Below are 13,119 nucleotides of genomic sequence, written 5' to 3'. Positions count from 1 at the left end.
AATAAAATATGTAAACTTATTTCAAGTTACTATGTAGGAGTGATAGAAATGGATTTACTCAAACGTCTAATGCAATTCTTATTATGTACAATTGGCTCGCTGATTTTTTTTGAGGGCTGGATGTATTTATTAAGCAGAAGTAATAATGAGCCTTTTAGTACAAATGTTCCAGTACTTATAGGGATATCATTGGGTATGGGATGGGCACTATTCCAAGTAGTATTTGTAAGATATCATGGGATAAGGGAGCAAGGCAGAATAGCATTTCTTGATCTAATAATATTATCGACCCAATCAACGTTGATTACAATTATAGTTATGCTCATACTAATGTTTGCGGAAAAAGGTTTTGATATTATTTAAATTTATTTATAAGAATATATTGGTAAAGATTGTATGGAAGCTCATTAATAGTGTGCTCAACAGATGTATTTACTATTTTTTAAATGGTATTAAAGTAAGAGCAAGACTACTAAATCCTAATAGACTAATTAATTTCAATATGTATATAACAGTCAAAGAAGCAAATGATGAATTTAATTTGGTGACTGAAAATGATACGTATGAGATTACATATTTGTACTCTTCAAAAAAATTAAATATATAATACTGTAGTAACATTTAGGGTTAACGTTCAAATCGTTACCCTTTTTCTTTTTCAAAAAGTAAGTAAAAGGAAGGAGAAAATATAAATAGAAAAAAGTTTTCATCTGCAATTATTTTTTAAAGTAAGCACTGTAAGCAACAACGGAAGTAATATAACCTATACCTATGATAAGTCTGGGAATATAGATACTATCACTCAATCTGGAAGCATTATAAAGTATTACTACAACGAACTTAATGAGCTTATAAGAGAAGATAATCAGCTTTCAAGCAAGACTATAGTATATAGCTATGATGATGGAGGAAACATAAAGAGTAAGACGGAATATGGATATACATCCCTTACTCCAGCAAACCCATTAAATACTATAAACTATGGCTATGACGATGCAAACTGGAAGGATAAGCTAACATCCTATAATGGAAAAGCTATAACCTATGACGAGATAGGTAACCCATTAACTTATGATGGAAATACCTATACATGGGAAGAAGGACGCCAGTTAAGTACCATTTCAAACGGCAGCCAAACTATATCCTATAAATACGATGATGCAGGGATACGTACAGAGAAAAAAGTAAATGGAGTAGTAACTAAGTATCATTTAGTTGGAGATAAGGTAACCTACGAAACTAATGGGACAGATAAAATCTACTACACATATGACAGCAGTAACGACTTAGTTAGTATGAACCTAAACGGTACAGAATACTTCTACATCCGAAACGGACAGGGAGATATAATAGGTATTGTTGACGGTAGCGGAACACAAGTAGTAAGCTATAGTTATGATACTTGGGGAAAACTAGTATCTATAACGGGAAGTCTTAAGGATACTGTAGGAGTGAAGAATCCTTATAGATATAGAGGCTATAGGTATGATAGTGAGACAGGACTTTATTATCTACAAAGTAGATACTATAATCCTGATTGGGGAAGGTTTGTTAATGCAGATACCATAACAGGAAGTACTGGTGAGTTATTAACTGCTAATATGTTTGCTTACTGTAGGAATAATCCTGTGAATCATGCTGATCTTGATGGGGACTGGATATTAGATGCTTTATTTATGGCAGCAGATGTAGCTGAATTTGTAGCATCTCCTTCAGTCGCTAAATTTGGATGGGTACTTCTGTATGCAGTTAGTTTTGCAGATCCAACTGGCATAGGTTCAACTGTAGCTCATGGAATTAAGGCTGCTCATGTTATGGAAGAAACTGTTCATGTTGTTCGAGAAGCTGCAAGAGCTGGAGAGTTAATTGGACGTTATCATAAGGTCAAGGCTGCGGTTAAAGGAATGGGATTGGAGACACATCATTTAGTTGAAAAAATATTTGCTAGGACGTTAGGTGTAAAACCAAGAAGAATGTTGTCAGTTGCGTTAACAAAAGAGCAACATAGAATTTATACAAATAGGTGGGCCCGTGAAATACCACATGGTTCTAGGTCTGTAGGTGTTCATCATATTGAAAAAGCTATTCATAATGTTTATCATGATAACGAAGTGTTAAAACATGCAACATTAAAGTGGTTACATGATGTTAAGAATACAATGAGATAATATTATAATCATTTAAGAGGTGATAATAAGTGAGAAATATTTCTAAGATTCATATATATATATTGCAAATTGGTTTCTACAATCTAACACATAGCCTGTCTATTGTTTGAGTAGGAACCTTATTTATGTTACTTATAAACTTTTGAATTGCAGTTCTAACTTGTGGCAGAGATTTATAAAAGACATTGTTAATAACAGATGCCTTTAGCCATCCCCATAACCCCTCTATAAGATTCATTTCTGGACTATACGGTGGTAAAAACATCAATTCAAGCCTATCTTTAACTCTATTAAGAAATGGCTGAATCAGCTTTGCATGATGAATCTTAGCATTGTCTAATACCACAACAATTTTTCCTTTTGGATACTGCTTAAGTACGTTTTCTAAAAAGTCATTAAATATCTTAGCGTCATATCTTTCATGTTCCTCGCAATATACGTTACCAGTCTCGTAATCCAATATTCCCATAAGTTTAACACCTGCATTTTTACCGAACGTAGGAATTTTCCTTTGTTGTCCTCTTATAAACCAGCTCTTTTGAATTGCTTGATAATCTCTAATCATTGATTCATCTTCAAATAAGATGGTATCAACTAAGCCATTGAGGCATTTTTTTAAAGCTTTAAAGTCACTTTTAAAAATTTCTTGCTTTTCTTTATCAGCTTTCGCTAAGACGTAAGTAGGTCTAGTATAACTTAAATTTAATCTATGAAGTACATATGCTATTCCTCTATGTGACATATTTATATTAAATTCTTTAATAACCCATTGCCTCACTAATTCAATAGTCCAATTCATTTTAGATTCGAAGCCTACATCTTCTGGAGTTTTTGTAGTTATAGTTTCTACAATGAGCTTCTCTTGAAGTGAATTGATTTTCTTTGCGCTCCGCCGCCGTGGCCAATATTTAATCCATCTATTCCTTTTGATTTATAATTTTTTATATATGTAGAAACAGTATGTTCTTCTAGATTCTCCATTTCAGCTATTTTTCTATTTGTAAATCCATCAAAATGCTTAAGTAAAACAGAATATCTTTTATATAACCTTGTGTTTTTAGTCTTTTTTAAAGCTGATTTTAACTCGTTTATATCATCTTCATGCCCAGCAATCTTATTAAGAATCAAAATATCCATATTTAAAACCTCGCTATAATTTTTATTTTATATTCTAGTTTGGATATTTTAGTTATCTTATATTAATGGATGTTCTTACCTAAATATCATATCGAAATTTTCATCTTGCAACATATATACCTCAGGAATTAAATTATTATGGTAAGAATTACATGGAAACTATAATTGATAAGTCCAAATCAGTGTTTAAGAAATTCGAAATAAAATTCGGATATTCATATATATATGTTTATACAGAGTCTCAAGCTTATAAAGAGGTCATTGAATACTTGGATAATAACTGTATATATTATTCGGAGATAATATCGGTTGAATACTCAAAAAAAGATTTGGATAACGCTGACTATTTACAGTTATGGCCTAAATTCGAATCGTTAAATCCATATGAAGGGGAATGGAATATGTATTTTGATGAGTATGCTCCATCCTGTGGATTTTATACAAAGCAACACTCGAATTTAATGATTAGAAAAAAAGAAATTGTAAATAAAGATATTATAAGATCTTATGAAGGTGAAATACTAGTTTCAACTAAATTAAAAAATATAATGGAAGATGAGAATCTTAGTGGAGTGATGTTTAGGCCTGTATTTACAAAACAAGAGGCTGAGCCAGTTGCATATCAGCTTGTAATTGAAAACAAGTTATCAAATATACATCCATCAACTCAGTTAACAGATGCTATTAAGTATAAACAGAATGAATTTCAAAGCTATACTGTAGATGATGATTCTATATTATACTACTCAAAAAACACTTTCTTGAGAGGTAAAGATTTTAATACAACTTTAGAGTATTTTGGTGATGGTGTTTATCCTAGACCTTTTGTAATTGTATCTCAAAGAGTTAGAGAGTTACTATTAAAAAATAAGATTAAAGGATTAAAGTTTTTTCCTATATATCTGGTAGAGTAAGACTTATTATTAGTTATAATTTAAATAATGTATTTAGCATTAGTTATAATGATTAAAAATGTGTACTAGTAATGAATATTGAGCACTAAAGATGGCGAAAAGGGCACCAAATAATATATTACTAATTTCTGAAAACACTGTAACTTATAATTATAATGAAACAAAAGATGTTCTTGATAACCTTGTTGATGCAAACGGGAAGACTACAAAATATCAATATGATGATAACGACAGACTATTTTGCAGAGTGCTTCGTAGGTGAGTTTAGTACAATTAAATGGGGATTTGTTTCAAAGCCAAATAGTCTGGCTTATGTAAATAAACCTGTACTGTTAGGATTCAAAACAGGAGTGGAACTCGATGCAACTAATATTGTAAGAAATCTTACTTTAAAGGTAGCGAGTGGAGAAAAGGATTATCAAGCACTACTAAAACTTTTTAGGGTTTGGGCGGAAAGTGTTTAGTTAATAATCTTACTCAATAATTTTGACTAAACCAAATAGTACATTAAGATTAGGCAACGCTAACACTTCGGCGAAGATATTTCAAAAACACCTACTATAGGATTAGAATTCAGAAGTTAGAGGAATTACCCTTTCGGCTGAATCAAAAGAAAAATCAAGCATATATTATAATCATAGTAACATTAAAGAGTTAACGTTCAGTTTAGAGTGTTAACTCTTTTCTTTTGTTGAAAAACAAGTAAAAGAAGAATAGAATTGGCAACAGATTTTGTTGAGAAATTCAAGAGATATTTGAATGAGGATGGAAAGAGCCAAAAGACTATTGAAAGCTATGTTGGAAATATTGCTGTGTTTGTAGCCTACTTTGAAAACATTGATGCAAAATTCTAAGGAGAACTCAGGAGGTTCTATGTCACAAGTTTGCATTTGGCTCTGAAAAGCAGGTGGAAGTGTTTTCGGGGAAGCAAGTGGATTGGATGCTATTCTATACCTAAGATGAGGACAAAGTAAACAGAAGGGATAGAATGATAATCCTGATGCTGATTTACACTGGTATAAGAGTTAGTGAACTTTGTGATATCAGATTGAGTAACATAGACTTTCTCACCAGCTATTTGAAAATCTACGGCAGGGGGAAAACAGAGGGAATTCACTAAAGCCGAAGTTGGTTGAAGCAATTAAGGAATATCTAGTGGAGCGTGTTGAAAGTCAATTCAGTGATTCAGTATATCTCATTCTTGGACAAAGAGGAGTATTAAAAAAAGAGGCCATAAACACACTTCTGGAGAAATACACGAAAGAACTGGAACTTGGAACCAAGTTGAAGCCACATACATTCAGGCATACCTTCTGTACAAGACTTATGGAAGTATCATAATCTATACCTATGATAAATCTGGGAATATAGACAGTATTACGCATCCTGGAGGTATAATAAAGTATTACTACAACGAACTGAATGAGCTTATAAGAGAAGATAATCAGCTTTCAAGCAAGACTATAGTATATAGCTATGATGATGCAAACTGGAAGGATAAGCTAACATCCTATAATGGAAAAGCTATAACCTATGATGAGATAGGTAACCCATTAACTTATGATGGAAGCACCTATACATGGGAAGAAGGACGTCAGTTAAGCAGTATTTCAAATGGCAGCCAAACCATATCTTATAAATATGATGATGCAGGGATACGTACAGAGAAAAAAGTAAATGGAGTAGTAACTAAGTATCATTTAGTTGGAGATAAGGTAACTTACGAAACTAATGGAACAGATAAAATCTACTACAGCTACGATAGCAGTAATGACCTAGTTAGCATGAATCTAAACGGTACAGAATACTTCTATATCCGAAACGGACAGGGAGATATAATAGGTATTGTTGACGGCAGCGGAACCCAAGTAGTAAGCTATAGTTATGATACTTGGGGAAAACTTGTATCTATAACGGGAAGTCTTAAAGATACAGTAGGAGTGAAGAATCCTTATAGATATAGAGGATATAGGTATGATACGGAGACAGGACTTTACTATCTACAAAGTAGATACTATAATCCTGATTGGGGCAGGTTTGTTAATGCAGATGCTACTTCCATATTACAATCGGCTAAGGGGGAGTTACTTGGACACAATCTTTTTGCATATTGCACTAATGACCCTGTAAATCACTCTGATGATAGTGGATATTGGAAGTTACCAAATTGGGCAAAAATTTCTATAGGAGTTGCTGCAATTGGAATAGCGGTAGTAGCAACAGTTGCTACTGGTGGTGCAGCAGCACCAGCATTAATAGGAGCTTTACAAGTTGCAGGTGCATCGGCAGCAATTGGTGCAGGTATAGGTGGAATTTCTGGATATATATCTGGTGGAAGAAGTGGTGCAATACATGGGGCAATAGATGGAGCCGCTGATGGATTTATGTGGGGCGGTATTGGAGCTGCTGGAAGTTCACTTGCTAGAGCCTCTACCAAATTCGTATTTAACGGAAGAGGTGGGTACGGGTACAAAATAGGCAAACATATAGAAGTAATGTATAAAAATCCAAATGTTGATGGTGGCACAATATCTTCATATAGTAATAAGGCTAAAAAGTTGAAGTTTAGGTTAGATTATGATGCTATTCATAGTTTGCATTATCATAAGGGAGTTGGAAAGGTTGGAAAAGTTCACAGAAGTCTAGCTCCATGGAAATTTGGAAAGCCATTATAAAATGAAGGAGTGATTCAATTGAACTTACTACAGAAAAATATTGATGATAATGTGAATATGCTAATAATAAATGATATAGATGTAGATGAATATAAAACTTTAGAGGATCTCAAACTTATAATAAGATATTTAACAAATGGAGATAAATTTTACTTTAAATTCAATAGAGAAGATAATGATTTCTTAACTGATGATGAAATTGTAAAATATAGAAATGATATACCTAAATATTTTATAGAGAATGGAGATTATAAAGTTAAAGAAAAGATTGATAATGAACGTTTTGAAAGTATTGGTTATCTTAAGGTAAAAGAAGATACATATGATGAGATTGGGGTATTGTGGAAATATTTTTATGCAATGATGTTTTTTAATCCTAATACGTTGTTAACATGGGAAAAATACAACAATATTTATAATAAGATTGAGCCTAAAAAATATGGAATTGGCATTATAAAGAATAAATACGCAAAGTCTATATTTATAAAAGGTCATGATGGAGATAACTTAATATTTGTGTATGACAATAGCATTAAGCAACCAGTTATAAATGAAGTTATTACAATGATAAAGAATTTATAAAACCATGTAATTGAGAAAATGTTGTTGTAAAAAGTTCTATATGTGTAAATTTAACTGATAAAATATATGTTCTAAATTAAAATGTTGCTTATTTATTGAGATAGTCTGAATAAAATTAGATTGATATATTTGACTTGTATTAAGAAATTTATAATCAAATTTAATAATGTAAGCAGATAAAATATGGTGAAAGTTTGGATTGTGACCTAAATTTCTATAATATAACTCCTAGAATTATGTTTATACGTCTTGTATGAATTGGTTAAAATACTGCTAATATAAGATTAAATTTTGAGCTAACGTTCACAACGTTAGCTTTTTTCTTTAAAAGTTACTGAGTGGACAAAACATAACCTATGATGCAATAGGAAATCCACTAACCTATAATGGATGCACATATACTTGGGAAGAAGGAAGACAACTTTCAGGAATAAGTGGAAATGGTGTAACTGCAGGCTATAAATATAATGATGCAGGTATAAGAACCTCTAAGACCGTAAATGGAGTTACAACAAATTATCACCTAGTAGGAGATAAGGTAACTTACGAAACAGATGGAACCAATAAAATATATTATACTTATGACGGATCAAACAAATTAATAAGTATGAACCTTAACGGAAGTGAGTATTACTATATAAGAAATGCTCAAGGAGACATTATTGGTTTAATTGATAACACAGGTACGCAAGTGGTAAGCTATACTTATGATACTTGGGGAAAAATTATATCCACAACAGGCATATTAGGAAGTACTGTTGGAGCTAAAAATCCTTATAGATATAGAGGGTATAGGTATGATACGGAGACAGGACTATATTATCTACAATCAAGATACTATAACCCTGATTGGGGAAGAGTTATAAATGCGGATGATACTGACCAGTTAAACAATACTAATGAAGATTTATTAGATTATAGCATGTTTGCTTATTGCAACAATAATCCAGTAAATAAAATTGATAGTGATGGGAGATTTGCATTTGCATTGGGTATATATGCTATTCCAGGAATAGGAGAGGTTGCATTAGGTATAACTGTAAGTGGCATGGCATTATATGGTGCTTATAGAGCAGGTACATGGGTCAGACATAAGATAAATTCTTATAGTATAAAGTATTCAAAGACAAAGGAGCCTGCTAGTTCTGGTAGTTTACAAAAAGAGGTTGAAAAATGGCAAGCACCAAGAGAGGTTGATAGGGTAGATAAACCTCATGTTTCAGGACAAAAACCACATGTTCATTTTAAGGATGGAACTTTCTTAAATAATGATGGAACAATACATGATGCTCATAAAGGAACGCCCAAACCAAATAATAAAACTAAAAAATGGTTAAATAAAAAAGGATGGCAAGTGAGGTAGTACTTTTGAAATTATTTGGATATGAAAAGGAAAGTGAAGATTTAATAGAGCTAGAAGAGGTCTCTTTTGAATGCAATATTGAAGAATTAGATAAAATAATTAAGTTTTTGCAGTATGTAAAATGTGAACATAGTAAAATAAGTTCTGAATCTGGACTTTGTCATTCACATTTTCGTGATTGGGATGTTGAATGGAAGCATGAATCAGCAGATATTATTATTGTAACAAATTATAATGATGAGCAATAAATTAAAGTGAAATTTAGTAGGAAAATAGATTGTTTAAATGCAAGTAACTGGAAGTTTAATTTAGGTGCAAACTACATAATTAAAATTCAGTAGTGAGAGGCAACAATGAGAAAGGTCAACTGGTATTATAAATACTTGTTGGCTTTTCTTTATATGAAAATCAGTGCTAAAATTAAGAAAGAAGTATAACCAGTAGCTCGACATTATAAAAATAAATGAGAGACAGTAGAGACATATCTCAAACGTTTGGGAAATACTAGAGATAATTAAAATCTAATGAAGCAACAAGCTTTGGAAATCATTGTAGATACTAATCTGATTTGACAACAGCTTTTGAAAGGGATGGTTCTAAGTTAATTAGTTTTAACAATGATGTACTGTATATAGTCTAGCTAAGTCGGTAATGTCAATGTATTTCAGGTTTGAGAAAATTCGATAGATATCAAGATTTAAGTGTTTAGGTATAGGGGTGTACTACTTAAATTCAGGATATTATAATACTGAGTGGGGAAGTTTTATCAATACCGATGATGTTGGTATATTAGAGGCAGATGGCGAACTCTTAGGAAACAATCTATTAGTATATCGTATGAATAACCATGTAAATCACTCTGATGATGATGGCATTTGGAAATTGCCAACCTGGGCAAAGGTTTCGGTTGGTGTTGTAGCTATTGGAGTATGTGTAACGGCAACAGTTGCAGATGTACCTGCTTTAATAGGCGCTTTACAAGTAGCTGGATCCTCTACAGCTATTAATTCAGGTATAGGAAAAAGAAATAAGAAAAAAGTTGAATTTTCTTTCGGTATTAAAGAAATTAATCTAGGTTATGTTAACGAATAGTGTTGATGATATAGCATATAATAATGGAACTCCTTTTGAAGAGTTCCATTGTTTCTTAATTTCTCAATATAGTGCAAGTAAATAAGATTTATTGTGTTTGCTTTTTATTAATAATCGATACAGCTATAATAACAAACCATAACACTAAAATCCAAAATTCGTTATACTCTATTAAAAAAACATATGAAGTCAGTGAGATAAACATAATAATTCTTACAAATATATATAAATTCTTATTCTTATAGTTTTCTTTAGTAGTTATAAGTCTATTAGAAAAAATACAATATGCAATGCAGAAAACAATTGTTAATAAAACAAATATAATTAGGGGGGCATTAGTAAATGGTAAATGCAAGTAAACAGACCAAGAAATATAAGTAAACATCAAGAGCGTTAAATAAAAACACACTTCACCTAAAAACTTTCTCAATTAAAATTTCCTCCATTCATTAATTTGCTTCGTTTTAATATACAATTGTCCATTTGTTTAAGTATATACTATATAACTACAAATATTCAAATATTTAGTATGATTATGTATAAGTTGCTTCTATAAATCTAAAGTCCTTCAAGTTTGTGTCAGAATGACATGTATGAGATTGTATTGGTAAATTATTACTTTTAAGAATATCTTTCTCTGTATTTAACATTTATAAAGCATTATCTTTTAAACAGAAATCACAGAATACACTATACTACCATAACTTTGAGGAGGAGTAAAATGAAATTAACTTTATATGATTTATGGAATCATTTAGAAGAGTATCATGAAGATAGTTATGAAGTAATATATAACATACTACAGTGCTTTATAGATAATAGCGAGAAGATATTATTCTCTGTACAAAAAGAATTTGTAGATGATAATTGCATAAATAAGAAGTTTATTCAAGATAAAACTGTTTGTGTAAGCAGTGAATGGATGTATAACTTTCCTATTTCTTCACTACCCGCACCTGAAATTGTATGGTTTGAAGTAAGTAATTTGGAAGAAATAGAAAAGTCATTAGAGATTGATTATTTATTTAATTGTGTGATTATAAAACATGGGGCGGAGATTAGAGATGCAGAATATATCATAAACTCTAATGAAGATTTGGAATACAATAGCCTAAGCATAAGGGAAAAATATAAAGGAAATTTTGCGAATAATGTTGTACCGAAGCTTAGGAAGATTCTTGTAAATGATTTAGAGATAGTAGACAAAAGAAATAATTAAAAATAAATTGGATGGGTTTATAGGCTTATTAGCTAATTAAAATATATTATACTTATTATAGTTTAATTAACTAACCTCAACTACATGAAGTCTAATAAGTGCAGTAGTAGCAAAGAATCCATACTTGTATAGAAGATGGAGTAGTATCATTTGTATGTATGGTTAGTGTAAATATGTATAGCTAACAACAAAATTCTTTGAAACTTCCATCTTTCCATTACCTCTTGCTATAGAATATATATCTTCAAAAATTACTCCTATAAATAAGAGGATTTTTGAAAATATATAGCTAAGTTATGCATCTTTAATTATTGCATTAAATTATACATTTTGGTAAATACTACTCTCAAATGTATAAGGGTGGTATTTATGATAAGAATGAAAGACTTTGAATATATGAATGCATACAATATTCAGGGCAAAAGGATAGGGGCAATTAAGGAAGTTTATCTGGACTTTTTTGGTGGAAAGCTTAGAGGGATTGAGGTTAGCAGGAAAGGTTTTAAAAAGGAGAACTTTATCAGCAGAGAAAGTATAATAACCATCAATAAAAGTTTGATATTTGATAAGTTTAGCAAAAGTGAAGGGTTACCTTTTTCAAAAATTAAAAGTATGGATGTAATTGATAAATGCGGCGCTATAATAGGGGTAGTGGAGGATATGCTTATAGACCTTACGGATTATAGCATTAAAGGCTTTATAATTTCCTCTGGCTTTATTCATAAAATATTAAAAGGGAAAAATATAATATTGATAAATCAGGTTATCCTTGGAGAGAAATTTATCCTTTATTATGGAAAGTATAATATAATGCTGAAATCAATGCCTCATAGGTTAACTAAAGGAGAATGTTATGAAGAAACCTAGTAAAAAGCACATTGTTAACCTGATTTTAGCTCTGCTATTTTTATCAGTAATTATACTATATATTAGGTCTAAAATAATAAGGGAAGTAGTTTATATAATAATATTTTCCTTTATAGTATCATATACATTGAAACCTTTGCTAACTTTATTAGTGGATAAAAGCAAAATAAATAAGAAGCTAGGATCAGCTTTAATAATCATAGCTGTTTTTAGTTTTGTCGTAATTATAGCAGTTGTTTTAATTCCATCTCTTTTTAATGAAAGCTCTAATATAGAAAATATAATGAACTCTCTAGACAGGCTAATGGGGTATCTTAACTCAAAGGCCAATATAAAAGGCTACGGGATCTTAGATACCTTAGGAGAGCAACTAAATGAGAAGTTTAACATAGCATTGAAAAACTTTTCGGAAAAAGCTTTTGATAGCTTGATAAATTTTAGTGAAAATCTTCTTTCGCTAGCAGTTGTCCCAGTGGTAAGTTATTACTTTTTAAGTGAAGGGGATATTATAGAAAATAAGCTTTTGCTTATGGTTCCAATCAATAAAAGATCAGTAATAAAAAAAATTTTAGCTGATATAGATAAAGCCTTAGGAAGATACATATTTAGTCAATTTATATTATGCCTTATAGTCGGCGTATTAACTTTTTTTGTATTAGTGTTTTTAAAAGTTCAGTTTCCCATTTTGCTTTCAATCTTTAATGCGGTTATCAATATCGTGCCCTACTTTGGTCCTCTTATAGGTGCTATTCCAGCCATAATTGTGGCACTACTTCAATCACCTACTAAAGCACTTTATACCACACTTTTTTTATTCTTGATTCAGCAGGTTGAAGGCAATTTGCTGTCACCTCAGATAACAGCTTCAAGTATAAAAATGCATCCACTACTAATAATAATTTTACTTTTGATTGGAGAAAAGATAGGTGGTTTCTTTGGAATGATTTTGGCTATACCTATTGGGGTAATAATTAAGGTTGTTTATGAAGATATTGATTATCACATGTACTAAAAGAATATACGAAGCTGTACCACTACTGCTTTTATGAGTATTTGTTTTTATTAAAAGGTGGTATATATAGGTATCCTTTACTAAAGCTTA

General features: G+C 31.1%; 14 protein-coding genes and 1 pseudogene. 14 read left to right on the top strand and 1 reads right to left on the bottom strand.

Annotation, left to right across the window (positions count from 1 at the left end):
- Nucleotides 1-48: 48 nt before the first annotated feature.
- Both C1I91_RS20215 and C1I91_RS29945 read left to right on the top strand, forming a co-directional pair.
- Nucleotides 49-363, top strand: a complete 315-nt coding sequence (locus C1I91_RS20215; protein ID WP_128214493.1) for a hypothetical protein — start codon at nt 49-51, stop codon at nt 361-363.
- Nucleotides 364-692: 329 nt separating this feature from the next.
- Nucleotides 693-2,168: an RHS repeat domain-containing protein gene (locus C1I91_RS29945; protein WP_476695908.1), complete on the top strand. Its 1,476-nt coding sequence runs from the start codon at nt 693-695 to the stop codon at nt 2,166-2,168.
- A gap of 76 nt (nt 2,169-2,244) precedes the next feature.
- Here the strand turns inward: C1I91_RS29945 and C1I91_RS20205 are convergent.
- A protein-coding gene (locus C1I91_RS20205) for an IS630 family transposase (protein WP_128211767.1) occupies nt 2,245-3,305 on the bottom strand; the annotation gives its coding sequence in 2 pieces (ribosomal slippage) (nt 2,245-3,053 and nt 3,053-3,305; 1,062 coding nt in all).
- Between the two features lie 152 nt (nt 3,306-3,457).
- On the opposite strand from C1I91_RS20205, the gene C1I91_RS20200 reads away from it, so the two are divergent.
- From C1I91_RS20200 to C1I91_RS20145, 12 genes and pseudogenes are all read left to right on the top strand, one after another.
- Entirely contained in the window at nt 3,458-4,219 is a 762-nt protein-coding gene (locus C1I91_RS20200; RefSeq protein ID WP_128214491.1) for a hypothetical protein, read from the top strand.
- A 155-nt stretch (nt 4,220-4,374) separates the two neighbouring features.
- On the top strand, nt 4,375-4,683 hold the full coding sequence (locus tag C1I91_RS28335; RefSeq protein ID WP_238475851.1) for a hypothetical protein: 309 nt from the start codon (nt 4,375-4,377) through the stop codon (nt 4,681-4,683).
- Nucleotides 4,684-4,938: 255 nt separating this feature from the next.
- Nucleotides 4,939-5,073: a phage integrase SAM-like domain-containing protein gene (locus C1I91_RS29470; RefSeq protein ID WP_275051632.1), complete on the top strand. Its 135-nt coding sequence runs from the start codon at nt 4,939-4,941 to the stop codon at nt 5,071-5,073.
- A gap of 134 nt (nt 5,074-5,207) precedes the next feature.
- Nucleotides 5,208-5,560: pseudogene (locus C1I91_RS29860) on the top strand (tyrosine-type recombinase/integrase).
- A complete protein-coding gene (locus tag C1I91_RS29940) occupies nt 5,473-6,894 on the top strand; it encodes an RHS repeat domain-containing protein (protein WP_476695907.1) in 1,422 nt (473 codons plus the stop codon). Before C1I91_RS29860 ends, C1I91_RS29940 begins: the two are co-directional and overlap by 88 nt.
- Before the next feature lie 18 nt (nt 6,895-6,912).
- On the top strand, nt 6,913-7,476 hold the full coding sequence (locus tag C1I91_RS20175) for a hypothetical protein (RefSeq protein ID WP_128214486.1): 564 nt from the start codon (nt 6,913-6,915) through the stop codon (nt 7,474-7,476).
- A 334-nt stretch (nt 7,477-7,810) separates the two neighbouring features.
- Nucleotides 7,811-8,839: an RHS repeat-associated core domain-containing protein gene (locus C1I91_RS20170; protein ID WP_476695906.1), complete on the top strand. Its 1,029-nt coding sequence runs from the start codon at nt 7,811-7,813 to the stop codon at nt 8,837-8,839.
- Between the two features lie 5 nt (nt 8,840-8,844).
- Nucleotides 8,845-9,087 carry a hypothetical protein gene (locus tag C1I91_RS20165; RefSeq protein ID WP_128214484.1) on the top strand — a complete coding sequence of 81 codons (243 nt, stop codon included), beginning with the start codon at nt 8,845-8,847 and terminating at the stop codon, nt 9,085-9,087.
- Between the two features lie 469 nt (nt 9,088-9,556).
- Complete coding sequence (locus tag C1I91_RS20160; protein ID WP_128214483.1) at nt 9,557-9,931, top strand: RHS repeat-associated core domain-containing protein; 375 nt, start codon at nt 9,557-9,559, stop codon at nt 9,929-9,931.
- 721 nt (nt 9,932-10,652) lie between these two features.
- On the top strand, nt 10,653-11,150 hold the full coding sequence (locus C1I91_RS20155; protein WP_128214482.1) for a hypothetical protein: 498 nt from the start codon (nt 10,653-10,655) through the stop codon (nt 11,148-11,150).
- 369 nt (nt 11,151-11,519) lie between these two features.
- Nucleotides 11,520-12,017 carry a PRC-barrel domain-containing protein gene (locus C1I91_RS20150; protein WP_128214481.1) on the top strand — a complete coding sequence of 166 codons (498 nt, stop codon included), beginning with the start codon at nt 11,520-11,522 and terminating at the stop codon, nt 12,015-12,017.
- The gene (locus tag C1I91_RS20145; RefSeq protein ID WP_128214480.1) at nt 12,004-13,029 is read left to right on the top strand and encodes an AI-2E family transporter; all 1,026 of its coding nucleotides are present in this window, start codon (nt 12,004-12,006) and stop codon (nt 13,027-13,029) included. The genes C1I91_RS20150 and C1I91_RS20145 overlap by 14 nt, the downstream gene beginning before the upstream one ends.
- Nucleotides 13,030-13,119: the final 90 nt, after the last annotated feature.

Origin of the sequence: Clostridium manihotivorum (assembly GCF_004015185.1) — a bacterium.
In the GTDB taxonomy this organism is placed as follows: domain Bacteria; phylum Bacillota; class Clostridia; order Clostridiales; family Clostridiaceae; genus Clostridium_AR; species Clostridium_AR manihotivorum.
The sequence above is the reverse complement of the archived record's forward strand: the minus strand, read 5'-3'. Positions and strand labels throughout refer to the sequence as shown.